The organism is Quatrionicoccus australiensis (assembly GCF_020510525.1).
GTDB classification, from domain to species: Bacteria; Pseudomonadota; Gammaproteobacteria; order Burkholderiales; family Rhodocyclaceae; genus Azonexus; species Azonexus australiensis_B.
The window spans coordinates 2603827-2627552 of the sequence record NZ_CP075188.1; the positions used below are offsets into that span (position 1 = coordinate 2603827).

Annotated in this window: 28 protein-coding genes and 1 pseudogene; 22 read left to right on the top strand and 7 right to left on the bottom strand. The window is 62.7% G+C overall.

Translation table 11 applies throughout. The annotated features are described in order from the left end of the window. The first annotated feature begins 140 nt into the window (after positions 1-140). The 4 genes from KI612_RS12600 to KI612_RS12615 all read left to right on the top strand — a co-directional run bounded on the left by KI612_RS12600 (position 141) and on the right by KI612_RS12615 (position 3505). Positions 141-860 carry a response regulator gene (locus KI612_RS12600; RefSeq protein ID WP_226444238.1) on the top strand — a complete coding sequence of 240 codons (720 nt, stop codon included), beginning with the start codon at positions 141-143 and terminating at the stop codon, positions 858-860. Next, the gene (locus KI612_RS12605) at positions 857-2182 is read left to right on the top strand and encodes an ATP-binding protein (RefSeq protein ID WP_226440430.1); all 1326 of its coding nucleotides are present in this window, start codon (positions 857-859) and stop codon (positions 2180-2182) included. The genes KI612_RS12600 and KI612_RS12605 overlap by 4 nt, the downstream gene beginning before the upstream one ends. A 70-nt stretch (positions 2183-2252) precedes the next feature. After that, complete coding sequence (gene scpB / locus KI612_RS12610; protein ID WP_226440431.1) at positions 2253-3032, top strand: methylmalonyl-CoA decarboxylase; 780 nt, start codon at positions 2253-2255, stop codon at positions 3030-3032. A 17-nt stretch (positions 3033-3049) separates the two neighbouring features. Further along, positions 3050-3505: a nucleoside deaminase gene (locus KI612_RS12615; protein WP_226440432.1), complete on the top strand. Its 456-nt coding sequence runs from the start codon at positions 3050-3052 to the stop codon at positions 3503-3505. A 57-nt stretch (positions 3506-3562) separates the two neighbouring features. Here KI612_RS12615 and KI612_RS12620 read toward each other — a convergent pair whose 3' ends face one another. After that, on the bottom strand, positions 3563-3874 hold the full coding sequence (locus KI612_RS12620; RefSeq protein WP_226440433.1) for a DUF3861 domain-containing protein: 312 nt from the start codon (positions 3872-3874) through the stop codon (positions 3563-3565). A 207-nt stretch (positions 3875-4081) separates the two neighbouring features. Between KI612_RS12620 and KI612_RS12625 the strand changes: the two genes are divergently transcribed. Beyond that, positions 4082-4561, top strand: a complete 480-nt coding sequence (locus KI612_RS12625; RefSeq protein ID WP_226440434.1) for a MarR family winged helix-turn-helix transcriptional regulator — start codon at positions 4082-4084, stop codon at positions 4559-4561. Between the two features lie 119 nt (positions 4562-4680). On the opposite strand, the gene KI612_RS12630 is transcribed toward KI612_RS12625, so the two are convergent. Genes KI612_RS12630 through KI612_RS12640 form a run of 3 tightly spaced genes read right to left on the bottom strand, consistent with a single transcriptional unit; the run spans position 4681 to position 7337 of the window. Next, positions 4681-5457, bottom strand: a complete 777-nt coding sequence (locus KI612_RS12630; RefSeq protein WP_226440435.1) for an ABC transporter permease — start codon at positions 5455-5457, stop codon at positions 4681-4683. An 11-nt stretch (positions 5458-5468) separates the two neighbouring features. Beyond that, the gene (locus KI612_RS12635) at positions 5469-6248 is read right to left on the bottom strand and encodes an ABC transporter ATP-binding protein (protein WP_226416538.1); all 780 of its coding nucleotides are present in this window, start codon (positions 6246-6248) and stop codon (positions 5469-5471) included. Positions 6249-6308: 60 nt separating this feature from the next. After that, positions 6309-7337 carry an ABC transporter substrate-binding protein gene (locus tag KI612_RS12640; RefSeq protein WP_226440436.1) on the bottom strand — a complete coding sequence of 343 codons (1029 nt, stop codon included), beginning with the start codon at positions 7335-7337 and terminating at the stop codon, positions 6309-6311. Positions 7338-7740: 403 nt separating this feature from the next. Here KI612_RS12640 and KI612_RS12645 point away from each other — a divergent pair, with 403 nt between their 5' ends. The 11 genes from KI612_RS12645 (at position 7741) to ureG (ending at position 15624) form a co-directional block, all read left to right on the top strand. Further along, positions 7741-8607 carry a hypothetical protein gene (locus tag KI612_RS12645; protein ID WP_226440437.1) on the top strand — a complete coding sequence of 289 codons (867 nt, stop codon included), beginning with the start codon at positions 7741-7743 and terminating at the stop codon, positions 8605-8607. A 130-nt stretch (positions 8608-8737) separates the two neighbouring features. Further along, entirely contained in the window at positions 8738-9577 is an 840-nt protein-coding gene (gene queF / locus KI612_RS12650; RefSeq protein ID WP_226440438.1) for an NADPH-dependent 7-cyano-7-deazaguanine reductase QueF, read from the top strand. Positions 9578-9634: 57 nt separating this feature from the next. Beyond that, positions 9635-10489, top strand: coding sequence for an urease accessory protein UreD (locus KI612_RS12655; RefSeq protein ID WP_226440439.1), 855 nt, complete (start codon positions 9635-9637; stop codon positions 10487-10489). 10 nt (positions 10490-10499) lie between these two features. After that, on the top strand, positions 10500-10802 hold the full coding sequence (ureA, locus tag KI612_RS12660; RefSeq protein ID WP_153130748.1) for an urease subunit gamma: 303 nt from the start codon (positions 10500-10502) through the stop codon (positions 10800-10802). 141 nt (positions 10803-10943) lie between these two features. Then, positions 10944-11249: an urease subunit beta gene (locus KI612_RS12665; protein ID WP_226440440.1), complete on the top strand. Its 306-nt coding sequence runs from the start codon at positions 10944-10946 to the stop codon at positions 11247-11249. Then, positions 11249-12955 carry an urease subunit alpha gene (ureC, locus tag KI612_RS12670; RefSeq protein ID WP_226440441.1) on the top strand — a complete coding sequence of 569 codons (1707 nt, stop codon included), beginning with the start codon at positions 11249-11251 and terminating at the stop codon, positions 12953-12955. Before KI612_RS12665 ends, ureC begins: the two co-directional genes overlap by 1 nt. A gap of 6 nt (positions 12956-12961) precedes the next feature. Further along, positions 12962-13294 (top strand): DMT family transporter, encoded by a 333-nt coding sequence (locus KI612_RS12675; protein WP_226440442.1) that lies wholly within the window; start codon positions 12962-12964, stop codon positions 13292-13294. Between the two features lie 5 nt (positions 13295-13299). Beyond that, complete coding sequence (gene ureE / locus KI612_RS12680) at positions 13300-13836, top strand: urease accessory protein UreE (protein ID WP_226440443.1); 537 nt, start codon at positions 13300-13302, stop codon at positions 13834-13836. Beyond that, positions 13833-14519 (top strand): urease accessory protein UreF, encoded by a 687-nt coding sequence (locus KI612_RS12685; protein ID WP_226440444.1) that lies wholly within the window; start codon positions 13833-13835, stop codon positions 14517-14519. The genes ureE and KI612_RS12685 overlap by 4 nt, the downstream gene beginning before the upstream one ends. Positions 14520-14527: 8 nt before the next feature. After that, the gene (locus tag KI612_RS19970) at positions 14528-15022 is read left to right on the top strand and encodes an endonuclease domain-containing protein (protein WP_226440445.1); all 495 of its coding nucleotides are present in this window, start codon (positions 14528-14530) and stop codon (positions 15020-15022) included. Next, positions 15019-15624: an urease accessory protein UreG gene (gene ureG, locus KI612_RS12695; RefSeq protein WP_226440446.1), complete on the top strand. Its 606-nt coding sequence runs from the start codon at positions 15019-15021 to the stop codon at positions 15622-15624. The genes KI612_RS19970 and ureG overlap by 4 nt, the downstream gene beginning before the upstream one ends. Before the next feature lie 21 nt (positions 15625-15645). Here ureG and KI612_RS12700 read toward each other — a convergent pair whose 3' ends face one another. Then, positions 15646-16023 carry a hypothetical protein gene (locus KI612_RS12700; protein ID WP_226440447.1) on the bottom strand — a complete coding sequence of 126 codons (378 nt, stop codon included), beginning with the start codon at positions 16021-16023 and terminating at the stop codon, positions 15646-15648. 59 nt (positions 16024-16082) lie between these two features. On the opposite strand from KI612_RS12700, the gene dapC reads away from it, so the two are divergent. From dapC to KI612_RS12730, 6 genes are all read left to right on the top strand, one after another. After that, the gene (gene dapC, locus KI612_RS12705) at positions 16083-17273 is read left to right on the top strand and encodes a succinyldiaminopimelate transaminase (RefSeq protein WP_226440448.1); all 1191 of its coding nucleotides are present in this window, start codon (positions 16083-16085) and stop codon (positions 17271-17273) included. Between the two features lie 16 nt (positions 17274-17289). Further along, the gene (dapD, locus tag KI612_RS12710; RefSeq protein ID WP_226440449.1) at positions 17290-18108 is read left to right on the top strand and encodes a 2,3,4,5-tetrahydropyridine-2,6-dicarboxylate N-succinyltransferase; all 819 of its coding nucleotides are present in this window, start codon (positions 17290-17292) and stop codon (positions 18106-18108) included. A 100-nt stretch (positions 18109-18208) separates the two neighbouring features. After that, the gene (locus tag KI612_RS12715) at positions 18209-19396 is read left to right on the top strand and encodes a PilT/PilU family type 4a pilus ATPase (protein WP_226440450.1); all 1188 of its coding nucleotides are present in this window, start codon (positions 18209-18211) and stop codon (positions 19394-19396) included. Next, the gene (gene dapE / locus KI612_RS12720; RefSeq protein ID WP_226440451.1) at positions 19393-20532 is read left to right on the top strand and encodes a succinyl-diaminopimelate desuccinylase; all 1140 of its coding nucleotides are present in this window, start codon (positions 19393-19395) and stop codon (positions 20530-20532) included. The genes KI612_RS12715 and dapE overlap by 4 nt, the downstream gene beginning before the upstream one ends. Before the next feature lie 36 nt (positions 20533-20568). Continuing rightward, the gene (gene prmB / locus KI612_RS12725) at positions 20569-21468 is read left to right on the top strand and encodes a 50S ribosomal protein L3 N(5)-glutamine methyltransferase (protein WP_226440452.1); all 900 of its coding nucleotides are present in this window, start codon (positions 20569-20571) and stop codon (positions 21466-21468) included. Positions 21469-21477: 9 nt separating this feature from the next. Further along, a complete protein-coding gene (locus tag KI612_RS12730; RefSeq protein WP_226440453.1) occupies positions 21478-22347 on the top strand; it encodes a spermine/spermidine synthase domain-containing protein in 870 nt (289 codons plus the stop codon). A 56-nt stretch (positions 22348-22403) separates the two neighbouring features. Here the strand turns inward: KI612_RS12730 and tnpA are convergent. Continuing rightward, a pseudogene (gene tnpA, locus KI612_RS12735) lies at positions 22404-22859 on the bottom strand (IS200/IS605 family transposase). 273 nt (positions 22860-23132) lie between these two features. Further along, entirely contained in the window at positions 23133-23447 is a 315-nt protein-coding gene (locus KI612_RS19985; RefSeq protein ID WP_450088461.1) for a transposase, read from the bottom strand. Positions 23448-23726: the final 279 nt, after the last annotated feature.

Below are 23726 nucleotides of genomic sequence, written 5' to 3' on the forward strand. Positions count from 1 at the left end.
CCCGCATTTATCTCGGCATTCCCCGTTTGTTTATCTCGCCCCCTCTCAATAAGTTTTTGCCCGGCCAGTCGGCCTGCCGCTCGCCGTGGCGTCCGGCTCCGGGCAAAATGCGCCATCGCCAGCCTTTTCCTGCCTATTTGATGAGTTCACCGCCCCGCATCCTGGTCCTCGACGACGAAGCCGAGTTGCGCGCCCTGCTCGAACGCTATCTGGGCAGCCAGGGTTTTGCCGTGCGCCAGGTCGCCAACGCCGCCCAGCTCGACAAGCTGCTGGCGCGCGAGCCCTACGACGCGCTGGTCCTCGACCTGATGCTGCCCGACGAGGACGGCCTGGCAATCTGCCGCCGTCTGCGCGCGGCCGGCGAAAACCTGCCCATCCTGATGTTGACCGCGCGCGGCGATGCGGTCGACCGCATCATCGGCCTCGAAACTGGCGCCGACGATTACCTGGCCAAGCCTTTCGAGCCGCGCGAACTGGCGGCCCGCCTCAAGGCCCTGCTGCGCCGCCAGCAACTGGCGCGCGCCAGCGCCACACTGACCGGCGCCGGCACAATTGCTTTCGGACCCTATCGCCTGCATCTGGAAAGCTGCCGGCTGAGCCGCGACGGCGCAACGGTGGAACTGAGCAGCGGCGAATTTGCCCTGCTCCGCGTGTTGACCGCCCAGCCGGGCCGGCCGCTCAGCCGCGAACGCCTGCTCGCACTGGCGTTCGGCCGCGACCACGGCAACAGCGAGCGCAGCGTGGACGTGCAGATCCTGCGCCTGCGCCGCCTGCTCGAAGCCGACCCGGCGACGCCGCGCTACATCCGCACCGTCTGGGGCGCCGGCTACGTCTTCGTCGGCGACGAGGAAACGCCGTGAGCGCCCGCCGCTGGCTGCCGCGCAGCCTCTACGGGCGCAACCTGCTGCTCATTGTCGGCCTCATCCTGTGCGCCGAGATCGGCGCCGCACTCGCCTTCCACCTGCTGATCCAGATGCCGCGCATCGAGCGCCTGGGCGAACTCAGCGAAAAGTACCTCGGCGTGCTGTCGACCGCCATCGCCCACATGCCGCCGGGCGAGCGCGAGCGCTTCAGCCAGCAGTTGCAGCAACCGGACGGCACGGTATTGATCAGCCGCCAGGCGCCGGCCAATCTCGTCCGGCCAAACGCCCTGCTCACCCGCCTGGCACTCGAACGACTGCAACGTCACCTCGGCGAACGGGCGCAGCTTGTCTGGTCGGAACAGCCGCGGCCGCGCCTGTGGATCGCCAGCCAGATTGGTGACGAAACCTGGTGGCTGGGCCTCGATGCCGGCGCGCTCGGCGGTGCCCGGCTGGCCCTGGCATTCGGCATCCTGCTGGCGACGACGCTGCTCGCCGCGCTCGGCGCCAGCCTCATCCAGCGCAATATCCATCGCCCGCTGAAAACCCTGGAACAGGCCGCCGCCGGCCTCGCCGACGGCCACTTCCCGGTCGTGCACCTGGCCGATGCGCCGAGCGAGATCGCCCACCTTGCCGCCGCTTTCGACAGCATGGCCCGCCAGCTCGAAGCCGGCGAGCGCGAACGCGGCATCATGCTGGCCGGCATTTCGCACGACCTGCGCACGCCGCTCGCCAAGCTGCGCCTCGCCGTCGAGATCCTGCACGCCAGCGGCGAAGAGGAATTGCTGCAGGGCATGGTGCGCAACATCGCCGCTGCCGACCAGATCATCGACCAGTTCATCGACTTCGCCCGTCTTGACAGTGCCGAGACGCCTACCGTGTGCGACGCGGAAGAATTGCTGCGCGACATCGTCGCCAGCTTCGCCACATCCCGCCTCGTCATCGCGCCGGTCGCCACCGATCTGCCGCTGCTGCCCTGCCGCCCGGTGGCGCTACGCCGCGCCATCGCCAACCTGCTCGGCAACGCGCTCAAGTACAGCGCCGACGAAGTCGCGATTCGCCTGGAATGCCAGGGCGAAAACCTGCACTTTTGCATCGTCGACCGCGGGCCGGGCATTCCGGAGTCCGAGCAGGCCCGGCTGCGCCAGCCCTTCACCCGCCTCGCCCCGGCGCGCGGCGGCCCGGCCGGCGCCGGCCTCGGGCTGGCCATCGTCGAGCGCATCATGCGCATGCATGCCGGGCGTCTCGAATTGCACAACCTGCCGCAAGGCGGCCTGGAAGCCGAGCTGATCCTGCCCGGCCTCAACCCCGAACGCGCCTGAAACGCGATCCTTGCCGCACCGGGCACGCTCTCGGGCACAATAGGCCGCAACACTAGCCACAGGAAACTCCATGTCCCTGATTCTTGCCGAAATCAGCGATGGCATCGGCACCATCACGCTGAATTACGAAATCAAGCGCAATGCGCTGTCCGAACAACTGGTCCTCGAAATCGCCGCCACTTTCGAGAAATTCAAGGCGGAGCGCGTGCGCGTTGCGATCCTGCGCGCCCGACCCGGTGCCAAGGTCTGGTCGGCCGGCCACAACGTCGCCGAACTGCCGCTCGGCGGCCTCGACCCGCTCGGCTGGCAGGATCCGTTGCGCATGCTGATCCGCGATGTGGAAGCTTTCCCGGCCCCGGTCATTGCGCTGATCGAGGGCGGCGTCTGGGGCGGTGCCTGCGAACTGGTCTTTGCCTGCGACATGATCGTCGCCACGCCCGAGGCGACTTTCGCCGCGACGCCGGCCAAGCTCGGCGTGCCTTACAACGCGACCGGCCTGCTCACCTTCCTCAACGCCGCGCCGCCACACATCGCAAAAGAGCTGCTTTTTACCAGTCGACCGATGACCGCCGCCCGCCTCGAACGCCAGGGCATCATCAACCACGTTGTGCCGGCCGGCGAGATTTCCGAATTCACGCACGAGATGGCGCAGACCATCGCCCACAACTCGCCGCTGGCGATCGGCGTCATGAAGGAGCAACTCCGCATCCTGGCCGCCGCACACGCCCTTTCGCCGGCCGACTTCGAGCGCATTCAGGGCCTGCGCCGCGTGGTGTACAACAGCCGCGACTACGCTGAAGGCATCAACGCCTTCAAAGAAAAACGCAAGCCGGTCTACCTCGGCGAATGAGCGAAAAAGGAAAAACCATGGACCCATTCATGCAAGCGGCCATAGCCGAAGCCCGCCTTGGCCTGGCCGAAGGCGGCATTCCGATCGGCTCGGTGATCGTGCATAACGGCCGCATCATCGGCCGCGGCCACAACCGCCGCGTGCAGAACGGCAGCGCCATCCTGCACGGCGAAATGGACGCCTTCGAAAACGCCGGTCGCCAGCCGGCCAGCGTCTATCGCGACGCGGTGCTGTACACCACGCTCTCGCCCTGCGCCATGTGCAGCGGCGCCATGCTGCTCTACGGCATCCGCCGCGTCATCGTCGGCGAAAACCGGACCTTCATGGGGGAAGAAGAATTGCTGCGCTCACGCGGTGTTAGCGTCGAGGTCGTCCAGGACGAGACCTGCATCGCCCTGATGCGCGATTTCATCGCCGCCCGGCCGGAATTGTGGAACGAGGATATCGGCGTCGTCGACACGGTCGACCGCTGAAACCACGGCAAATCGGAAACCGCTGATCAGGTGCCGCAATCCGCCGTGGAAGGCTTGTCAGGAATTTGCGGCGGCTGCGACAAAAGAAGACTTCAGACTTTTCATGAATTGACCGAAATGCCCGCGAAATTCGGAAAAAAGCGGATGCGTCCGGTTTTGCAGCATCACTTCACTGAATAATTTCAAGCCGACCCCGAGGGCGCAGGCTGAGTCATCATCAAAATCCTTGCGCTGACGGAAACGCTCGACGATACCAAGAATATCGTCATGATTGGTCACTTCGAAAGCCAGCGTTGCCGGCGAATCGGCACCTTGCTGCGGCGCCAGGTCAAGCTGTTCAACGGTAATTCGGTAGCGATGCGTTGTCATGATATTTCCTTTCCGAAACATGTTGTCTGCGCCCTCACCGATGCCGACGCCAGAACAATGCGCGTCACGCCGGGCCGGCCATTCATTGACAGCTAGAGTCCCTTGAAACGCATTGGAGTGATCCTAATCAGCAATTATCTTTCTTGCAAGATAAATTACAATATAAAACAAATCCACTAACCGGTACAGAAAGTCGCACTCACCCGCATGAACCAAAATACCCGCGTGAAAAATCATCAGTGGGATAGCGCACTTGATCCGGAGATCGCCCCCCTGTTTCTCGCGTTGCAGTGGGCCCACCGCCGTTCTCTGGAGGTCATACGTCCCGTCCTGAATGCGCACAAACTTTCCAGCGCCGAGTTCGATGTACTGGCCACACTGCGCAATGCGCCCGTCCCGCACGAACTGACGCCCTCGCAGTTGCAGGACGAAGTAGTCATTACATCCGGTGGGTTGACCAAGATCATGTTGCAACTCGAGGAAAAAGGTCTGATCCAGCGTCTCCAGTACAGGGAGGACATGCGGATCAAACCCCTGCGCCTGACCCTGGCCGGTACGCAGAAAATCGAAGTCGCCATGCAGGAAATGATCGATGCCACCAGAGCATGGGTCAGCACGGCACTGGTACCGCAGGAAACAGCCAGGCTGCTCGAACTGCTAAACAAGCTGGGCGATAAACAGGACTGAACGCACACCTTTCCCTCCAGCAAGGCTGGGATATCAATGTTGTCGACACGGTCGACCGCTGAAAACAATGAAAAACGGCGCCGCGCGGCGCCGTTTTTCATTAGGCAAGCGGCGAGCGATCAGCCCGGCGCGTTCGGATTGCGGTGCGCCCAGCCGGTCAGGCGGGTTTCTGCCAGTGCGAACAGTTCGTACATGACGACGCCCATGACGCCGATCACGATCAGGCCGGCGAACACCAGCGGCATGTTCATCGACGAGCTGGCCGACATCATCAGATAGCCGATGCCGAGATTTGAGGCGACGGTTTCCGAGATCACCGAACCGACGAAAGCCAGCGTGATCGCCACCTTGAGCGAGGCGAAGAAGTACGGCAGCGAGCGCGGCAGGCCGACCTTGATCATGATGTCCCAGCGCTTGGCGCCGAGCGAGCGCAGCACGTCTTCGAGTTCCGGCTCCAGCGTCGCCAGGCCGGTCGCGACGTTGACCACGACCGGGAAGAAGGAGATCAGGAAGGCGGTCAGGATGGCCGGCACGGTGCCGATGCCGAACCAGACGACGAGCACCGGCACGAAGGCAACCTTGGGAATGCTGTTGAAACCGACCAGCAGCGGATAAGTCGCCTTGTAGACCAGCGGCGAGGCGCCGACCGCCAGGCCGAGCACCATGCCGACAACGACCGCCAGCGCAAAACCGGCCAGCGTGGTGAATAGCGTCTGCGTCGCGTGCATCATGATCGGCGAGGCGTATTCAACGCCGGCGACCCAGATGGCGCTAGGCGCCGGCATCAGGTAGTCGGGAATCTTCAGACCGGTGCAGATGATTTCCCAGACGAGGAAAAGCGTGATGGTCAGGGCCCAGGGCGCGACCTTGATCAGGGTGGATTGTTTAACGGCCATGCTGGCGCTCCTCAGGATTCACGAATGCGGCCGATGTGTTCACGCAATTCGTGAACGTAGCCGGCGAAGGCATCGGTATAGGTCACGTCGAGCGGACGCGGGCGTGGCAGGTCGATTTCCTTGCGCACCAGGATGCGGCCCGGACGCTTGCTCATCACGTACACGGTATCGGCGAGGAAGACCGCCTCGCGCAGGTCGTGCGTCACCAGCACGACGGTAAACGGCTGCTGTTGCCACAAATCGCGCAACATGCACCAGAGTTCTTCGCGGGTGAAGGCGTCGAGCGCGCCGAAGGGCTCATCGAGCATCAACAGGCGCGGCTGGTGGATCAGGGCGCGGCAGATCGAGGCGCGCTGCTGCATGCCGCCCGACAGTTCCCACGGGAACTTGTCACCGTAGCCGGCGAGGCCGACCTTGGCGAGCAGGGCTTCGGCATCGGCGGTGTATTTGGCCTTTTCTTTCTTCAGATTGCTGCGGAAGGGTTCGACGATTTCCAGCGGCAGCATCACGTTGTCCAGCGTCGTACGCCAGGGCAGCAGGTTGGCGGCCTGGAAGGCCATGCCGATGATTTTCAGCGGCCCACCGACTTCGCGGCCGTCGACGAAGACATAGCCTTCGCTCGGCGGCTTGAGGCCGGAGACCAGTTTCATCAGGGTCGATTTGCCGCAACCGGACGGACCGACCACGGCGACGAACTCGCCTTCGCGGATGTTCAGGCTGACGTTCTCGATGGCATTGGCGCCGCCCGGCGCGTAGGCCAGGCTGACGTTTTCAAAGGAAACAAAAGACATGGGGAATTCCTGTCGGGTGAAATCAGCCGGCGGCGGACACCCGCCCCCGGCGCAAACTGCTTACTTGAGCATCCGGTCGGCCTTGGCCGGCAGGAAGGCCGAGGTGAACAGGTCGGCAGCGGCCGGCACCTTGGCCAGGCCGTAGGCTTCGGCGGTTTCGGCGAGCGAGCGCTGCATGCGTTCGGCGGTCACCGCACCGAGGCCGTTCGCCTTGACTTCCGGGGTGATCACGCTGGACTCAAGCGCCAGCTTGAGACGACGCGTTTCCAGATCGACGTTGATCAGCGGATCGCGTTCCTTCACGTAGGCCATGCTCGCCACCGGGTTGGCGATGGTTTCCTTGAGAGCCTTGTTGAAGGCGCGCAGCACGCCGGCGACGGCCTTGGGGTTCTCGGCCATCAGTTTCGGGCTGGCGATGATGGCGTTGCCGTACAGTTCGACGCCGAAATCGGGGTACTTCAGGGCGACGATGTCTTCCGTCTTGACGCCGCGCGCTTCGAGATTGAGCAGGCTGGTGAAATAGAAGCCGGTGATGCCATCGACGTCGCCACGGGCGAGCAGGGTTTCGCGCAGGGCCGGTTCGACGGTCTGCCATTTCACGGCATCGACTGCCAGCTTGTTGGATTTGGCGAAAGCCGGCCAGGCCTTGCGGCCGGCGTCGAAGATCGGCGCCGCCAGCGTCTTGCCGGCGAGGTCGGCCGGCTTGGTGATGCCCGACTTCTTGAGCACGAAGACGGCAGCCGGCGTTGCGTTGTACACCATGTAGACAGCCTGGATCTTCGAGTTCGGCGTCTTGGCGTCGTATTCGACCAGGGCGTTGAAGTCGGCAAAGCCCATGTCGTAAACGCCGGTCGCGACGCGGGTCACGGCACCGGCCGAGCCGGCACCGGAGTCGATCTCGACATCGAGGCCTTCGGCCGCGAAGTAACCCTTGGCCTTGGCCAGCAGGAAGGGTGCGGACGGGCCTTCGAAACGCCAGTCGAGGGTGAACTTCAGTTTGGTCGGCGTATCGGCCAGCACCGGGCTGGCAAGGAAGGCCATGCTGGCAGCGAGAAAGAGGCGACGGCAGACATTGAACGGGACAGACATTTGGCAGATCTCCAGAGCAGATAAAGTGACTCCCTCTAGGCAATCGCCATGCCAACACCCAAGCTACTGAATTAAAACAACTTTAAATTCCGCATACGATTTTCGCACCGAAGACAAGCCGGCATCACCGCGTTTTGCGTGGATTTCCGGGAAAATCGCGCATCAAAAGAGTGCATCGAGCGCAAAACTGCCCCCTTCGAGTGCATGGATTTTGTATATCCCGCTTCAAACAAGCTCATTATATTCAATGAGATATAAAACCTTGTTTATACAACTTTGCTGATAATGGATATACAGCCCGCGGCGCCGCTGTCCTGATAAATTTTGCCCATCGGTTCAATGCTGCATCGCAACACGGCAGATCCCGACAAAAATTACATTCAACTCCTGGAGGTTCAATCCCATGTCCATCAAGAAATCCGCTGTCCTCGGTGCACTGCTCGCCGCCAGCCTGTCGAGCGCTTACGCGGTCGACTGGAGCGACACTTACGTCGGCTACCGCTACGGCACCACCTTTGCCGAGCCGTTCAACAAGAACGACATCGCCAAGAACATTTTCAATCTCAATCATGTTAACGGCTACAAGTACGGCACCAACTTCCTGAACGCCGACATCCTGCTTTCCGACAAGAAGGATCCGGACGGCGTCGGTTCCACGACCGGTGCCCAGGAAATCTACATTGTCTATCGTCACACCCTCGATCTCGGCAAGGTCTTCAGCACGCCGGAAACCTTCAAGTTCGGTCCGGTCCGCGGGGTCGGCCTGACTGCCGGTTTCGACTACAACCTAAAGGACGATGCCGGTTACAACTCGAAGAAGCAGATGCTGGTCGCCGGTCCGACCGTCATGTTTGACGTGCCGGGCTTCCTGAATGTCAGCCTGCTGCAGTTGTGGGAAAGCAATGCGCCCTACAACGGCTTCACCAAGACCAAAACCGACCGCTACGACTACGATCCGCACCCGATGCTGAATGCCGCCTGGGGCATCCCGTTCAGTGTCGGCCCGGTCAAGCTTTCCTTCGAAGGCTTTGCCAACTTCATCGCGTCCAAGGGCAAGAACGAATTCGGTGGCAATACCAAGCCGGAAACCAACATCGATGCGCAGATCATGTACGACGCCAGCTCGCTGCTCGGTGCCAAGCCGAGAACCTTCAAGGTCGGCCTGGAATACCAGTACTGGCGCAACAAGTTCGGTAACGACCACACCAAGGCCGCCGGTGATGGTGCTTTTGCCAAGACCCCGATGTTGCGCGCCGAGTACCACTTCTAAATCGTCATCGACGATGTGTCGCCACGGCGCAGCAGGCTTCGGCCGGCTGCGCCGTTTTCCTTCTGCCGTTTTCCTTGTGCCGCCCCCCGGCTCGCCCTTGGCGAACGGCAGTTGCGGGTAAAATCGCGCCATGAAACCCAGTCACGACCCCAGCCCCCTGTCGCCCCTCGGCAAAGCCACCGAATACCGCAGCACCTACGCCCCGGAGCTGCTTTTTCCGATTCCCCGCCAGATCAAGCGCAGCGAGATCGGCGTCAGCGATGCCGCCCTGCCCTTCGTCGGCGAAGACATCTGGAATGCCTACGAACTCTCCTGGCTTAACGAAAAGGGCAAACCGGTCGTCGCCCTCGGCTGCTTCCGCATTCCGGCTGACAGCCCGCACCTGATCGAATCGAAGTCCTTCAAGCTCTACCTGAATTCCTTGAACCAGACGCCCTTTGCCGACACCGACACGGTGGTCGCGACACTGGCCAGGGATCTTTCGGCTGCCGCCGGCGCCACTGTCGATGTCGAACTGGCGCCGCTCGGCCTTTACCCGCTGCCGCAGATCGCCTATCCGGACGGCGTGCTGCTCGACGATCTCGACATCGCCTGCGACACCTACCAGCCGACCCCCGAACTGCTGCAGACGGTCGACGCCCCGGAAATCGAAGAAACGCTGTACTCGCACCTGCTCAAGTCCAACTGCCTGGTCACCGGCCAGCCGGACTGGGGCATGGTCGTCATCCACTACCGCGGCCGGCCCATCGAGCGCGCCGCGCTGCTGCGCTACATCGTCTCCTTCCGCAATCACAACGAATTCCACGAGCAGTGCGTCGAGCGCATCTACTGCGACATCACGCGCCAGTGCGCGCCTGCCGCGCTTGCCGTCTACGCCCGCTACACGCGGCGCGGCGGGCTGGACATCAATCCCTTCCGCAGCAGCGGCGAGTTCGGGCCGCCGGAAAATGTCCGCGAAGTCCGTCAATAAGGCACCTACGCGTTCCTGCGTATGGCCGGATAGTGGCGCCTTGCCGATAATCCAGCCATGAACAGCCGCCTGCCGATCGCCCCGCCCACCTGGCATGCCGAGTTGCATCTCGGTTTTGCCAGCCGTGCAGGCCGCAGCGTGCTGCGCGAGAATCGCCACCTCGGCCCCTTGCGCGTACAGAAGGCGCTCTACCCGGAAGGCGAAGGCGTCTGCCAGGCCATCCTGCTGCATCCGCCCTCCGGCATTGCCGGCGGCGATCAGCTGCACATCGCCGTGACGGTCGACGCCGCGGCACAGGCACAAATCACCACGCCCGGTGCCGGCAAGTGGTATCGCTCCGGCGGCACCGAAGCCAGCCAGCACATCAAATTCAACGTCGCTGCCGGCGCTGCGCTCGAATGGCTGCCGCAGGAAAGCATCGTTTTCGACGGCGCCATCGCCCGCATGGACACCCGCGTGCAACTCGCCGCCGACAGCCGCTATATCGGCTGGGACATTCTCTGCCTGGGCCGCGCCGCCGCCGGTGAACGCTTCGAAAACGGCCATTTTGACCTGTTTTGCCGCGTCGACCGTGCCGGCCAGCCGATCTGGCTCGAACGCGGCGGTTTTGCCGGCAACGATGCGATGTTGCACAGCCCGGCCGGCTGGGCCGGTGCCACCGTTTGCGGCACCCTGCTGTGCAGCTTTCCCGAACTGCCGCAACAGGCCGCCGCGCTGCTCGAAGCCTGCCGCGCCATCGCCCCGGTCGACGCCGCATCACACGCGCTGACCGCCCTGCCCGGCATCCTCGTCGCCCGCTACCTCGGCGACAACAGCGAAGCCGCCCGGCAATGGTTCGCCGACATCTGGAAAACCCTGCGCCCGGCCTGCATCGGTCGCCCGGCCGTTTTGCCAAGAATCTGGAATACCTGAAGGAGTCGTCATGGAATTGACACCGCGAGAGAAAGACAAACTGCTGATCTTCACCGCCGGCCTGCTCGCCGAACGGCGCCTGGCCAAAGGCCTGAAGCTCAATTACCCGGAAGCCGTGGCGCTGATCACCTGCGCCATCATGGAAGGCGCCCGCGAAGGCAAGACCGTCGCCGAGCTGATGCACGCCGGCACGCAGGTCCTGAGCCGCGCCGACGTGATGGACGGCATCGCCGAGCTGATCCCGGAAATCCAGGTCGAAGCGACTTTTCCGGACGGCACCAAGCTGGTCACCGTGCATAACCCGATTGTTTAATTGCAGGATGCAAACCCCTAACCCCCCCAGCCCCCCTTGTCAGGGGGGAGTGACTATCTCGGCCGACCGGGGTGTCACGCCCTCCCCTGACAAGGGGAGGGTTGGGGAGGGGTTTTCCCCCTTCTCGTTTACGGAGAAACCATGATTCCCGGAGAACTCCTCGCCGAACCCGGCGAACTCGAACTCAACGCTGGCCGGCCGACCATCACGCTGGTCGTCGCCAATACCGGTGACCGCCCAATCCAGGTCGGCTCGCACTACCATTTTTACGAAACCAACGCCGGTCTGAGCTTCGACCGCGAAGCGGCGCGCGGTTTCCGTCTCGACATCGCCGCCGGTACCGCCGTGCGCTTCGAGCCGGGTCAGACGCGCACCGTGCAATTGGTCGCGCTGGCTGGTGAGCGCAAGGTCTATGGTTTCCGTGGCCTGATTCAAGGAGCCCTCTAATGGCCAATAAAATTTCCCGTCAGGCCTACGCCGAAATGTTCGGCCCGACCACCGGCGACCGCCTCCGTCTCGCCGACACCGACCTCATCATCGAAGTCGAGAAGGACTACACGATCTACGGCGAGGAAGTCAAATTCGGCGGCGGCAAGGTCATCCGCGACGGCATGGGTCAGAGCCAGCGCGTTTCCGCCGAAACGGTCGATACCGTGATCACCAACGCCCTGATCGTCGACGCGGTCACCGGCATCATCAAGGCCGACATCGGCTTGAAGGACGGCCGCATCGCCGCCATCGGCAAGGCCGGCAACCCGGACATCCAGCCCGGCGTCACGATTGTGATCGGCCCCGGCACCGAAGTCATCGCCGGCGAAGGCATGATCGTCACGGCCGGCGGCATCGACAGTCACATCCATTTCATCTGCCCGCAGCAGATCGACGAGGCGCTCTACTCCGGCGTGACGACCATGATCGGCGGCGGCACCGGCCCGGCCACCGGCACCTTTGCCACCACCTGCACGCCGGGCCCGTGGCATATCCACCGCATGCTGGAAGCCGCCGACGCTTTCCCGATGAACCTCGGCTTTCTCGGCAAGGGCAACGCCAGCCTGCCGGAAGCCCTGCGCGAGCAGGTTGAAGCCGGCGCCATGGGCTTGAAGCTGCACGAAGACTGGGGCACGACGCCGGCCGCCATCGACTGCTGCCTGACGGTGGCCGACGAGATGGACGTGCAGGTCGCCATCCACTCCGACACGCTCAACGAATCCGGCTTCGTCGAAGCGACGCTGGGCGCCTTCAAGGGCCGCACCATCCACACCTTCCACACCGAAGGCGCCGGCGGCGGCCACGCGCCGGACATCATCAAGGCGGCCGGCTTGCCCAATGTCCTGCCCAGCTCGACCAACCCGACCATGCCGTACACGGTGAATACCATCGACGAGCATCTCGATATGCTGATGGTCTGTCACCACCTCGACCCGAGCATCGCCGAGGACATCGCCTTCGCCGAAAGCCGCATCCGCCGCGAAACGATTGCCGCCGAAGACATCCTGCACGACTTGGGTGCCTTCTCGATGATGTCTTCCGATTCGCAAGCCATGGGCCGCGTCGGCGAGGTCATCATCCGCACCTGGCAGGCGGCGCACAAGATGAAGCTGCAGCGCGGCGCCCTGCTGGAAGACAACGCCAGAAACGACAACTTCCGCGTCAAGCGCTACATCGCCAAATACACCATCAACCCGGCGCTGACGCACGGCATCGCGCACACCGTCGGTTCCGTCGAAGTCGGCAAGCTGGCCGACCTGGTACTGTGGAAACCGGCCTTCTTCGGCGTCAAGCCGTCGCTCATTTTGAAAGGCGGCATGATCGCCGCCGCCGCGATGGGCGACCCCAACGCCTCGATCCCGACGCCGCAGCCGGTGCATTACCGGCCGATGTTCGGCAGCTTCGGCAAGGCGCTGAAAACGTCCGTCACCTTCGTCTCACAAGCGGCGCTGCAAAACCCGGCGGTCAACGCCCTGAATCTGCAAAAAATGCTGGTCGCCGTGTCCGGCACGCGCACGCTGAAGAAGTCGGACATGGTGCACAACGGCGCCACACCCGAAATCACCGTCGATCCCGAGACCTACGTGGTCAAGGCCGACGGCGTGCATCTGGTCTGCGAGCCGGCGACCGAACTGCCGCTGGCGCAGCGTTACTTCCTGTTCTGAGACGGCATGCAGCACTGGCTTTACCTCGGCGTGGCGATCGTCAGCGAAGTCATCGCCACCTCGGCGCTGAAGGCGGCGGAAGGCTTCACCCGGCCGCTGCCGTCGCTGGTCGTCGTGATCGGCTACGGCATCGCCTTCTACTGCCTGTCGGTGGTGCTGCGCACGCTGCCGCTCGGCATCACCTACGCCATCTGGTCCGGCGTCGGCGTCGCGCTGGTCGCCCTGTCCGGGTGGCTGCTCTACGGCCAGGCGCTTGACCTGGCAGCCGTGCTCGGCCTGACGCTGATCGTCGCCGGCGTCATCGTCCTCAACCTCTTCTCGAAAACCGTCGCTCACTGAACCCCATGCTCATCCTCAACCACCGCAGCACCGCTGCCGCCACCGACTCCGTCGCGCTGGCCTACGACGAACGCAAGCGCAGCCGCCTCAAGGTGACTCTCGCTTCCGGCCTGGAAGCCGGCATCTTTCTCGAACGCGGTGACCACCTGCACGACGGCGACAAGCTGGTGGCTGAAGACGGTTCGACCGTCGTCGAAATCCTCGCCGCACCGGAAAAGCTGATCGAGGCCGTCGCCGACAGCCCGCTGCTCTTCGCTCGCGCCGCCTATCACCTCGGCAACCGGCATGTGCCGGTACAGATCCTGCCGACGGAGAACGGCGGCAAGCTGCGCTTCCAGACCGACCACGTGCTGGCCGACATGGCGCGCGGCCTGGGCTGCACGATCAGCGAAGCCGAAGCGCCCTTCCAGCCGGAATCCGGTGCCTATGGTGCGCATGGCGGTCATCACCACGGCAACGACGAAGCGACGACCGACCTGCACAACCCCGGCCACGGACCGCATCGCTCGGTGCCGAAAATCCACGAGTTCAAGCCGCGTTGAGCGCAGCCCTGCAACTCGCCCGCCTGCTACAACTGGCCAGCCCGGCGCTACCGGTCGGCGCCTACACCTATTCGCAGGGTCTAGAATGGGCGGTCGAATCGGGCGTCATCACCGACGAAACCACGGCCGGCCGCTGGATTGCCGACCTGATGCAGCATGGCATCGGCCGTTATGAAGCGCCGCTGGTTTTTGCCCTGATGGCAGCGTGGACCGCTGGCGACAGCGCCGAAATCGCCCGCCTCAATGGCGAATTCCTGGCCAGCCGCGAATCGGCCGAACTGCGCGCCGAAACCGCCCAGATGGGCTTCTCGCTCAACCGGCTGGTGCGCGATTTGCGCGACCCGGACTTGGCAAGTGTTGAAAGCACGCTGGCCAGCCTCGGTGAAATCGCCTTCCCGACCGGCTGGGCCGGCCTCGCCGCCAGCTGGAAAATCGCCCCCGAAGCCGCGTTGACCGCCTACCTCTGGTCCTGGGCGGAAAACCAGGTGATGGCCGCATTGAAAGCCGTACCGCTCGGCCAGGCCGCCGGCCAGCGCCTGCTTGCAGAACTGGGGGGCAGGATTCCCGCCGTAGCGGTCGACGCGCAAAAACTGCCCGAAATGCAGTGGTCCAACTTCACCCCAGCCTTCGCCATCGCCTGCGCGCGGCACGAAACGCAGTATTCGCGACTGTTCCGGTCTTGAGATTTGAAATGGCGGCAAAAACCTTAACCCCCCCTAGCCCCCCCTTGTCAGGGGGGGAATATAGTGGCGACGGTTCAACCGCCACTCCCTCCCCTGAAAAGGGGAGGGCTGGGGAGGGGTTTGAGGCCGCCCCCCCAAAGCACAAATTTCTCGCCTACGAAAAGCGCCTGACTGCTTTCGCCCGCACAAACCGCCAGCAGCCAACGCCGGCCGAAAATCTGATCTGGCAGAAAGTCCTGCGCAACCGGCAATTTTTCGGCCACAAATTCCTCCGGCAAAAACCCGTTGGCCCCTACGTCGTCGATTTCTACTGCGCCGGACTCAATCTGGTCATCGAAATCGACGGCGACAGTCACGCAGAACAGCAGGACGATGCCAAACGAACGGCCTTCCTTGAAGGCCAGGGCCTGCGTGTCCTCCGCTACACCAACCGCGACATCCTGAACAATCTTCCCGGTGTTTACGAACACCTCCAACAGCAACTGGAACAAACCCTATCATGAGCAAACAAGCCCTGCGCGTCGGCATCGGCGGCCCCGTCGGTTCCGGCAAGACCGCCCTCACCCTGGCCCTGTGCCAGGCCCTGCGCGAGCAGATCGACATGGCCGTGGTCACCAACGACATCTACACCGCCGAGGACGCCAAGTTCCTGGTCAATCATTCGGCGCTGGCGCCGGAGCGCATCATCGGCGTTGAAACCGGCGGTTGCCCGCACACGGCGATCCGCGAGGATGCGTCGATCAATCTCGAGGCGGTCGACCGCCTGCAACGCGCCTTTCCCGGCGTCGAGCTGATTCTCGTCGAATCCGGCGGCGACAATTTGGCCGCGACCTTCTCGCCGGAACTCTCCGACCTGACGCTCTACGTCATCGACGTCGCGGCCGGCGAGAAAATTCCGCGCAAGGGCGGCCCCGGCATCACCAAGTCCGACCTGCTGATCATCAACAAGATCGACCTCGCACCCATGGTCGGCGCCTCGCTCGAGGTCATGGCGAGCGATGCCAAGGCGCAGCGCGGCGCGCGGCCCTTCGTGTTCACCAACCTGAAGACCGGTCAGGGCCTGGACGAGATCATCGCCTTCATCCGCGAAAAAGGCATGCTTTAGGCCGTTGACCGGTGGGCGGCATCACGGCCGGTCGACGACGAATTGCAGGCGATTTCCCCTGGCGTCCACACCGCTGCCCTGCAACGAGCGGCAGGTGATGGCGCGCCAGGTGAAGGGGATTTCCCGCCCATCCGAACAGCGGGCCAAGCCTTCCCCGCTTTCACCCAGACAGGAACCGGGGTTGGGCGACGACTTGGCCGGCTCGGCGACACCATCGCAGGAGAGGCCGCTGTTGCGCTCGCTCAGCACGAAACGCCCGCCGCCGCTGTTGCCCGGATAGCCCTTGCCGCGCAGTTCGCCCGCCACGTCGCTCAGGCTGCCACGCGCCTGGTAGCCATAGGCGCAGGCGCCGAGCAGCAGCACCAGGGCGAGGGGAAAGACGCGGGATTTTTTGTTCACGAGGCAGCAACACTGTTTTCGGGGATAATCGACATTTTTACACCCATTCGACGCCCGCCGTGAATCCGCATCTCGCCCAACTCCAGCCCTACCCCTTCGAAAAGCTGCGCGCCCTGTTCGCCGGCGTCACCCCGAACCCGCAATACAAAGAGATCAAACTGTCGATCGGCGAGCCGCAGCACGCGACGCCGCCCTTCATCATGGACGCGCTGGCCAAGGGCCTGAACGGCCTCGCCAACTACCCGACGACGCCGGGCATGCCGGCCCTGCGCCAGGCCATCGCCGCCTGGTGTGGCCGCCGCTACGGCCTGCAGCTTGATGCCGAAACCGAAATCCTGCCGGTCAACGGCTCGCGCGAGGCACTTTTCTCCTTCGCCCAGACGGTGATCGACCCGAGCCGTGGCTACGTGCCGCTGATCGCCAGCCCGAACCCCTTCTACCAGATCTACGAAGGCGCCGCCTACCTGTCGGGCGCCGAACCGCGCTTCCTCAACAACCTGCCCGACAACGGCTTCGCCTTCGACTACGCAGCACTGTCGGAAGAGGAATGGGCGCGCGTCCAGCTCTTCTACGTCTGCTCGCCGGGCAACCCGACCGGCAAAGTGCTGTCGCTGGACGACTGGAAGACGCTGTTCGCCCTCTCCGACAAGTACGGTTTCATCATCGCCTCCGACGAGTGCTATTCCGAGATCTACTTCGACGAAGCCAACCCGCCGATCGGCGGCCTCCAGGCCGCCCAGCTGCTCGGCCGCACAAACGATCGCCTGGTCATGTTCTCCAGCCTGTCGAAGCGCTCCAACGTGCCGGGCATGCGCTCCGGCTTCGTCGCCGGCGACGCCAAGATCCTCAAGAAATTCCTGCTCTACCGCACCTACCATGGCTGCGCCATGGCGCCCCCGGTGCAGACCGCCTCGATCGCGGCCTGGAACGACGAGGCGCACGTCCTCGACAACCGCGACCAGTACCGCGCCAAATTCGCCGCCGTGACACCGCTGATTGCCGACGTGCTCGGCACCGCCCAGCCCGACGCCGGTTTCTACCTGTGGGCGAAGACGCCGATCGTGGACACCGAATTCGCCCGCGGCCTGCTCGAACACTATAATGTCGTGGTCCTGCCCGGCAGCTTCCTCGCCCGCGAGGCCAACGGCGTCAACCCGGGCAGCAATTTCATCCGCATCGCGCTGGTCGCGTCGCTCGAGGAATGCCTCGAAGCGGCCAGCCGTATCCGTCAATTTGCCCAACAACTTTAAACAGAGAGAACCCTCCATGAGCCATCCGCTGCAAACCATCATCGACGAACTCTGGGAACGCCGTACCGAGCTGTCCCCGCAATCCCCGGTGGACACCGTTGCCGCCATCAACCAGGTGATCGCCGAACTGGACTCGGGCGCCATCCGTGTCGCCGAAAAGATCAATGGTGCATGGATCGTCAACCAGTGGATAAAGAAAGCCGTGCTGCTCTCCTTCCGCACCCGCGACAACCGCGTCCAGGAAGCCGGCGACGTGCGCTTCTACGACAAGGTAGACACCAAGTTTACCGACTGGAGTGAAGAAGACTTCAAGCGAGGCGGCTTCCGCGTCGTGCCGGGCGCCTTCGCGCGCAAGGGTTCGCACATCGCCAAGAACGTCGTGCTGATGCCCTCCTTCGTCAATATCGGCGCCTTCGTCGATGAAGGCACCATGGTCGACACCTGGGCCACCGTCGGTTCCTGCGCGCAGATCGGCAAGAACGTGCACCTGTCGGGCGGCGTCGGTATCGGCGGCGTGCTCGAGCCTATCCAGGCCGGCCCGGTCATCATCGAAGACAACTGCTTCATCGGCGCCCGTTCGGAAGTCGTTGAAGGCGTCGTCGTCGAAGAAAATTCCGTGCTCGGCATGGGCGTCTATCTCGGCCAGAGCACCCCGATCTACAACCGTGAAACCGGCGAAATCAGCTACGGCCGCGTGCCGAGCGGTTCCGTGGTGGTCAGCGGCAACCTGCCCAAGGGCGACGGCGCCTACAGCATGTACGCCGCCATCATCGTCAAGCGCGTCGATGCCCAGACCCGCTCGAAGACCAGTATCAACGACCTGCTGCGCCCTTGAGCCATGACTGCGGAATGTTGCTGGTGGCACGCTACGCACCAGCAACATTCCGCATGATTTTTAGCACCTCCGAGTTCCACTACCTCACGAAGGTCTTGCCATGATCCTCGACAAACTGTTCCAGCTGATGTCGGAAAAGCAGGCGTCGGATATTTTCATATCCGCCGGTGCGCCCATCCATATCAAGATCCATGGCAATACCCTGCCGGTCAACCAGCAGATGATGTTGCCCGACATGATCGAGAAGATCGCCCACGAACTGATGTCGCCGGAGCAGATCAAGACCTTCGAGGCCACGTCGGAGATGAATCTCTCCTTCGGCGTGCCGCAGGTCGGCAACTTCCGGGTGAATATCTTCAAGCAGCGCGGCTCGGTCAGCATCGTCGTCCGCTTCATTCTCGGCAACATTCCACCGCTCGACACGCTCGGCGTGCCGCCGGTGCTGGCCGAGATGATCATGGAAAAACGCGGCCTGATCCTGATCGTCGGCGCCACCGGCTCCGGCAAGTCGACGACCATCGCCGCCATGCTCGATCACCGCAACGCCAACCGCAATGGTCATATCCTGACCATCGAGGACCCGATCGAGTTCCTGTTCAAGCACAAGCGTTCCATCGTCAATCAGCGCGAAATCGGCATGGATACTGCCGACTGGAACGTGGCGCTGAAGAACGCCATGCGCCAGGCGCCGGACTGCATCCTGATCGGCGAAATCCGCGACAAGGAAACCATGCAGGCCGCCGTTGCCTACGCGCAGACCGGCCACCTCTGCCTGGCCACGCTACACGCCAACAATTCGTACCATGCGCTGAACCGCATCATCAGCTTCTTCCCGCCCGAGAACCGGCCGGCGCTCTTCCTCGACCTCTCGGTCAGCCTGCGCGCCATCGTTTCGCAACGCCTGGTCAAGAAACCGGACGGCAAACTGCTGCCGACTTGCGAGGTCATGCTCAATACCCGCCACATCAGCGAACTGATCGAACGCGGCGAAGTCCAGGCGATCAAGGATGCCATGGAGCAGACGCTGACCCCGGGTTCGCAGACCTTCGAGCAGGATCTCTTCCGCCTTTATCACGAAGGCACCATCACCCTCGACGAAGCCCTGGCCAACGCCGATTCGCCGACCAACCTGTCGTGGCTGATCAACAACTCCGAAATCAGCAGCAGCACGCCGGAAGAAGACAAAGCCGCCGAACTGGCACTCGATTTCGACAGCACCAACTCGGGCGGCACCTCCTTCAAGGAATTTGCGCTCAGCCTCGCCGACGACGACGAAACACCCCAATGACCGAACCCACGCTCGAACTGGCCCGGCAGATCATCGCCCGGCCCTCCGTCACGCCGGACGACGCCGGCTGCATGGACATCATCGCTGCCCGCCTCGCACCACTCGGCTTTGCCATCGAATATATCAACCGCAATGGCGTGACCAATCTCTGGGCGCGCCGCGGCACAGCAGCGCCGCTCTTCGTCTTCGCCGGCCACACCGACGTCGTGCCGACTGGCCCGCTGGAAAAATGGACCAGCCCGCCCTTTGCACCGGAAATCCGCGACGGCGTGCTCTACGGGCGCGGCACGGCCGACATGAAATCCTCGCTCGCCGCCTCGGTGATCGCCGTTGAAACCTTCCTCGCCGCCCACCCGGATCATCCCGGTTCGCTCGCCTTCCTGCTCACCTCGGACGAAGAAGGCGATGCCAACGACGGCACCATCGCCGTCGTCGAGGCCCTGAAAGCGCGCGGCGAAACGCTGGATTTCTGCATCATCGGCGAGCCGACCTCGGTCAACACTCTGGGCGACATGATCAAGAACGGCCGCCGTGGTTCGCTGTCCGCGACGCTCCAGGTCAAGGGCATCCAGTGCCACATCGCCTACCCGGAAAAGGGCCGCAACCCGATTCACGAAGCCGCCCCGGCCCTGGCCGAACTGGCTGCGACCGAGTGGGACCAGGGCAACGAGTATTTCCCGCCGACTACCTGGCAGGTCTCCAACATCCACGCCGGCACCGGTGCGACCAACGTCGTCCCCGGTCAACTCGAAATCAAGTTCAATTTCCGTTTCTCGACGGCGAGCACGCCGGAAGGCCTGCAGCAACGCCTGTGCGCCATCCTCGACAAGCACAGGCTCGATTACGAGATCAGCTGGACGCTCGGCGCCCGCCCCTTCCTGACCGGCCGCGGTCCGCTCGCCGATGCGGCGACTGCGGCCATCCGCGAAATCTGCGGCATTGAAACCGAACTGTCGACCACCGGCGGCACCTCCGACGGCCGCTTCATCGCCGAGATCTGCAAGCAGATGCTGGAAATCGGCCCGGTCAATGCGACCAGCCACAAGATCGACGAGAACATCGAAGTCGCATCGCTGCCGCAACTCTCCGCCATCTACACCCGGATTCTTGAGCAGTTGCTGCTGGCCGGCAACTAAGCACTCGATCCTGCCAACCCGATCCTGATAACTAAAATGACCGATCCCGCCGCCCGCAGCGAACTCATCACCATTCGCGACTTCATCCGCTATGCGGTCAGCCGCTTCAATGCCGCGCAACTGTTTTTCGGCCATGGCAGCGACAACGCCTGGGACGAAGCCGTCTACCTGACGCTGCACACGCTGCACCTGCCGCTCGACCGCCTCGAACCCTTCCTCGACGCCCGTCTGCTGCCCGGCGAACGCGAAACCCTGCTCGGCGTCTTCCGCCGCCGCTGCGAAGAACGCCTGCCGGCCGCCTACCTGACCAACGAAGCCTGGCTGGGCGAACACCGTTTCTACGTTGACGAGCGCGTCATCGTGCCGCGCTCCTTCATCGCCGAACTGCTGCAGGAACAACTGACGCCGTGGATCGAAGACCCGTGGGCCATCCACTCGGCACTCGACCTGTGCACCGGCTCCGGCTGCCTCGCCATCCTGACCGCGCTCGCCTTCCCGGAAGCCGACGTCGATGCGGTCGACCTCTCGGAAGACGCGATTTCCGTCGCCGAGCGCAACGTCGCCGACTACCACCTGAACGACCGGGTCAACATCATCCAGTCCGACGCCTTCACCAAATTGGCCGGCAAGCGCTACGACCTGATCATCTCCAACCCGCCCTACGTCAATGCCGAATCGGTCGACCGCCTGCCGCCGGAGTATCTGCATGAGCCGGAACTGGCGCTCGGCTCGGGCGAAGACGGTCTCGACTTCACGCGCATCATTCTCGCCGAAGCGAAAAAGCACCTGACGGAAGACGGTATCCTGGTCGTCGAAATCGGCCACAACCGCGATGCGCTCGAAGCCGCCTACCCCAACCTGCCCTTCATCTGGCTCGACACCGAAGCCGGCGACGAATACGTCTTCCTGCTGCGCGCCGAAGACCTGCCGGAATAAGCAGGCAGCTTGAGCAAGCTTTTCGAAATACCCAGCCCGTTCGAGATCGAAACGGGCACCGTGCTCATGCTCGAACCGGGCTGGGCGCGCGAAGGCGAGTTGCGCGCCCAGTTGCTCGACGAGAGCTACCCGAAGCCCTTCGTCATCGACAACGGCAAGTCACGCTTCCTGTACTTCAACGTGCGCCTGATGCAGAGCGAAATGTCGCTCAAGGCGCCGCACGACCTCGCCTTGCGGTACACGCAGAAAATGATGGCATTTCTGCTTTTCCAGCCGCGCCCGAAACGCATCGTGCTGATCGGTCTGGGCGGCGGCTCGCTGATCAAGTTCTGCTACCAGCGCATGCCCGGCACGCACCTGACCGCGGTCGAGTTGAATCCCGACGTGATCGCCCTGCGCGACGCCTTTGCCGTGCCGGCCGACGACGAACGCCTGCAGATCATCGAGGCGGATGGCGCCGAATTCATCGAAAACGCCGAAAAGGGCATCGACGTGCTACTGGTCGACGCCTTCGACAAGACCGGTTTCGCGCCCAGCCTGGCCAACCGCGAGTTTTTCGAAAACGCCTACGCCAAGCTGGCCGGCAACGGCGTACTGGTCATCAACCTGGCCGGCGAGAAGGAAACCTACGCCGGCCTGATCGGCGAGGCGATGCACGTCTTCGACGACCAGGTCATCGTCATCTCGGTGCCCGACGACGGCAACCATGTGCTTTACGCTTTCCGCGAACTCTACTTCGAGCCGCGCTGGCGCTGGCTGCACAACTACGCCAAGGAACTGCGCGCCAAGTTCGGCCTCGACTTCCCGGCCTTCGTGCAAAAGATGGAACGCTCGACCAAGCTCGGCCTGGCCCGCCGCGAGGCGCTGCGCGGCCGCTGAAGCAACAATCCCCCGGCAGAACCGGGGGACTTCATTATGTGAGCCGCTCACAGCGGCTATGCGGGGACGCTAACGCGGCCCCGAGTTCTTGGCGCCATCCACTGGCACCCAATCGGCCACACGAGATTGAACTGATCCAAACACTCGTCCTTCTCTTGATCTCGCCCAACCGTCGACACGAAATATCCTCTAGCCCAGAAGTGCTAACCAACAAAGTTGCGCTTTCGCTCCCCGTACACTCGGGCTATGTGGATCGCACTCTTACCCTTCATATACCCCACCACCTGTGACACCACATACTTCGGCGGGATCGCAATCAACATGTGAACTTGATCTGACATCAGGAGCCCTTCCAAAATCCGGCACTCCTTACGCTGCGCCAACTGCCGAAAAATCTCCCCAAGGTGCGCACGCAACCTCGCATACACCGTCTTCCTCCGGCACTTCGGAATGAACACCACATGGTATTTACACTCCCACCGACTGTGACTTAGGCTCTCAAACTCGTCCATCGTAAAATTCCCTTTATCGAGTGTGCTTGGCGGCTCACTCTGGAAGTTTCATCGATGGGCTCCCGTAAAAGTCAAACTTCTACTGCCACCCCGGCATAGCCGGGGGATTTCCCTTGATGATTTAAAGAGCCAGTTGAATCTATCTGCTGCAAACCAATTTATCGTCGGCTAAATCACCCCTGACTGTGCCCGGAGCTTTACCCACATCATTGTGTTTCGGGTGCGAATTTCAAAATAAATCTATTGTAAACAGCAGATTGCAACGTTAGCAACCTAATCGCTCTGCCGGCCGCAAGGCGTTTGCAAGAAACACGTGGCGGATGTGCTGCAGCGGCAAGGTGGAGTCCCGCGCTGGCGAAGAGCGATCAGCCACATCGCCGCGGTGTCTGGTGAGTCAGCTTTGGCCCCGCTGTTGCCGAAGACTTGCGACGAGCGCTCCAGTAACTGTATTTCCCAGTCCATGATCCGGTTGGGATGGAGATCAAACTGCTGGACCAACTCGACCTGCGTCTTGTCGCCTCGCGAGGTGGCAATCGCCACCTCGGTCTTGAACTCCGGCGAGTGATTCCACCATTTCCTTCTTGTCATGCCCTTGCTCCTCAATCAAGCCACTATGCGGCCGTGGGTTGAGCAAGGCTATCAGTTGTCCTGCCGTCCGAAATCGCAGAGGCGACTCTGCCTGGCGAGTTCAATTCGCAGCATCACGGCACTCACCTTCCAATTTAGAAACCGCCATAGCATATCAATAATCAATTTTTTTAAATAATTCACTTTTGTCATATTAACAAACTCACGGTACGCACCACCTTCACTCAGCACCATCACTCAATTGTAAAAATTAAAAACTTGTCGCTTTTCTCAGACACC

Bases quoted from the DNA above. Each gene is read 5' to 3' on its own strand.
- KI612_RS12665 (WP_226440440.1), top strand. From the start codon at position 10,944: ATGATTCCCGGAGAACTCCTCGCCGAACCCGGCGAACTCGAACTCAAC.
- KI612_RS12645 (WP_226440437.1), top strand. From the start codon at position 7,741: ATGTCCATCAAGAAATCCGCTGTCCTCGGTGCACTGCTCGCCGCCAGC.
- KI612_RS12625 (WP_226440434.1), top strand. From the start codon at position 4,082: ATGAACCAAAATACCCGCGTGAAAAATCATCAGTGGGATAGCGCACTT.
- KI612_RS12630 (WP_226440435.1), bottom strand. From the start codon at position 5,457: ATGGCCGTTAAACAATCCACCCTGATCAAGGTCGCGCCCTGGGCCCTG.
- dapE (WP_226440451.1), top strand. From the start codon at position 19,393: ATGACCGAACCCACGCTCGAACTGGCCCGGCAGATCATCGCCCGGCCC.
- queF (WP_226440438.1), top strand. From the start codon at position 8,738: ATGAAACCCAGTCACGACCCCAGCCCCCTGTCGCCCCTCGGCAAAGCC.
- KI612_RS12675 (WP_226440442.1), top strand. From the start codon at position 12,962: ATGCAGCACTGGCTTTACCTCGGCGTGGCGATCGTCAGCGAAGTCATC.
- KI612_RS12600 (WP_226444238.1), top strand. From the start codon at position 141: ATGAGTTCACCGCCCCGCATCCTGGTCCTCGACGACGAAGCCGAGTTG.
- ureE (WP_226440443.1), top strand. From the start codon at position 13,300: ATGCTCATCCTCAACCACCGCAGCACCGCTGCCGCCACCGACTCCGTC.
- KI612_RS12715 (WP_226440450.1), top strand. From the start codon at position 18,209: ATGATCCTCGACAAACTGTTCCAGCTGATGTCGGAAAAGCAGGCGTCG.
- KI612_RS12640 (WP_226440436.1), bottom strand. From the start codon at position 7,337: ATGTCTGTCCCGTTCAATGTCTGCCGTCGCCTCTTTCTCGCTGCCAGC.
- prmB (WP_226440452.1), top strand. From the start codon at position 20,569: ATGACCGATCCCGCCGCCCGCAGCGAACTCATCACCATTCGCGACTTC.
- KI612_RS12615 (WP_226440432.1), top strand. From the start codon at position 3,050: ATGGACCCATTCATGCAAGCGGCCATAGCCGAAGCCCGCCTTGGCCTG.
- KI612_RS19985 (WP_450088461.1), bottom strand. From the start codon at position 23,447: ATGACAAGAAGGAAATGGTGGAATCACTCGCCGGAGTTCAAGACCGAG.
- KI612_RS19970 (WP_226440445.1), top strand. From the start codon at position 14,528: ATGGCGGCAAAAACCTTAACCCCCCCTAGCCCCCCCTTGTCAGGGGGG.
- ureA (WP_153130748.1), top strand. From the start codon at position 10,500: ATGGAATTGACACCGCGAGAGAAAGACAAACTGCTGATCTTCACCGCC.
- KI612_RS12655 (WP_226440439.1), top strand. From the start codon at position 9,635: ATGAACAGCCGCCTGCCGATCGCCCCGCCCACCTGGCATGCCGAGTTG.
- scpB (WP_226440431.1), top strand. From the start codon at position 2,253: ATGTCCCTGATTCTTGCCGAAATCAGCGATGGCATCGGCACCATCACG.
- KI612_RS12635 (WP_226416538.1), bottom strand. From the start codon at position 6,248: ATGTCTTTTGTTTCCTTTGAAAACGTCAGCCTGGCCTACGCGCCGGGC.
- ureG (WP_226440446.1), top strand. From the start codon at position 15,019: ATGAGCAAACAAGCCCTGCGCGTCGGCATCGGCGGCCCCGTCGGTTCC.
- KI612_RS12620 (WP_226440433.1), bottom strand. From the start codon at position 3,874: ATGACAACGCATCGCTACCGAATTACCGTTGAACAGCTTGACCTGGCG.
- dapD (WP_226440449.1), top strand. From the start codon at position 17,290: ATGAGCCATCCGCTGCAAACCATCATCGACGAACTCTGGGAACGCCGT.
- ureC (WP_226440441.1), top strand. From the start codon at position 11,249: ATGGCCAATAAAATTTCCCGTCAGGCCTACGCCGAAATGTTCGGCCCG.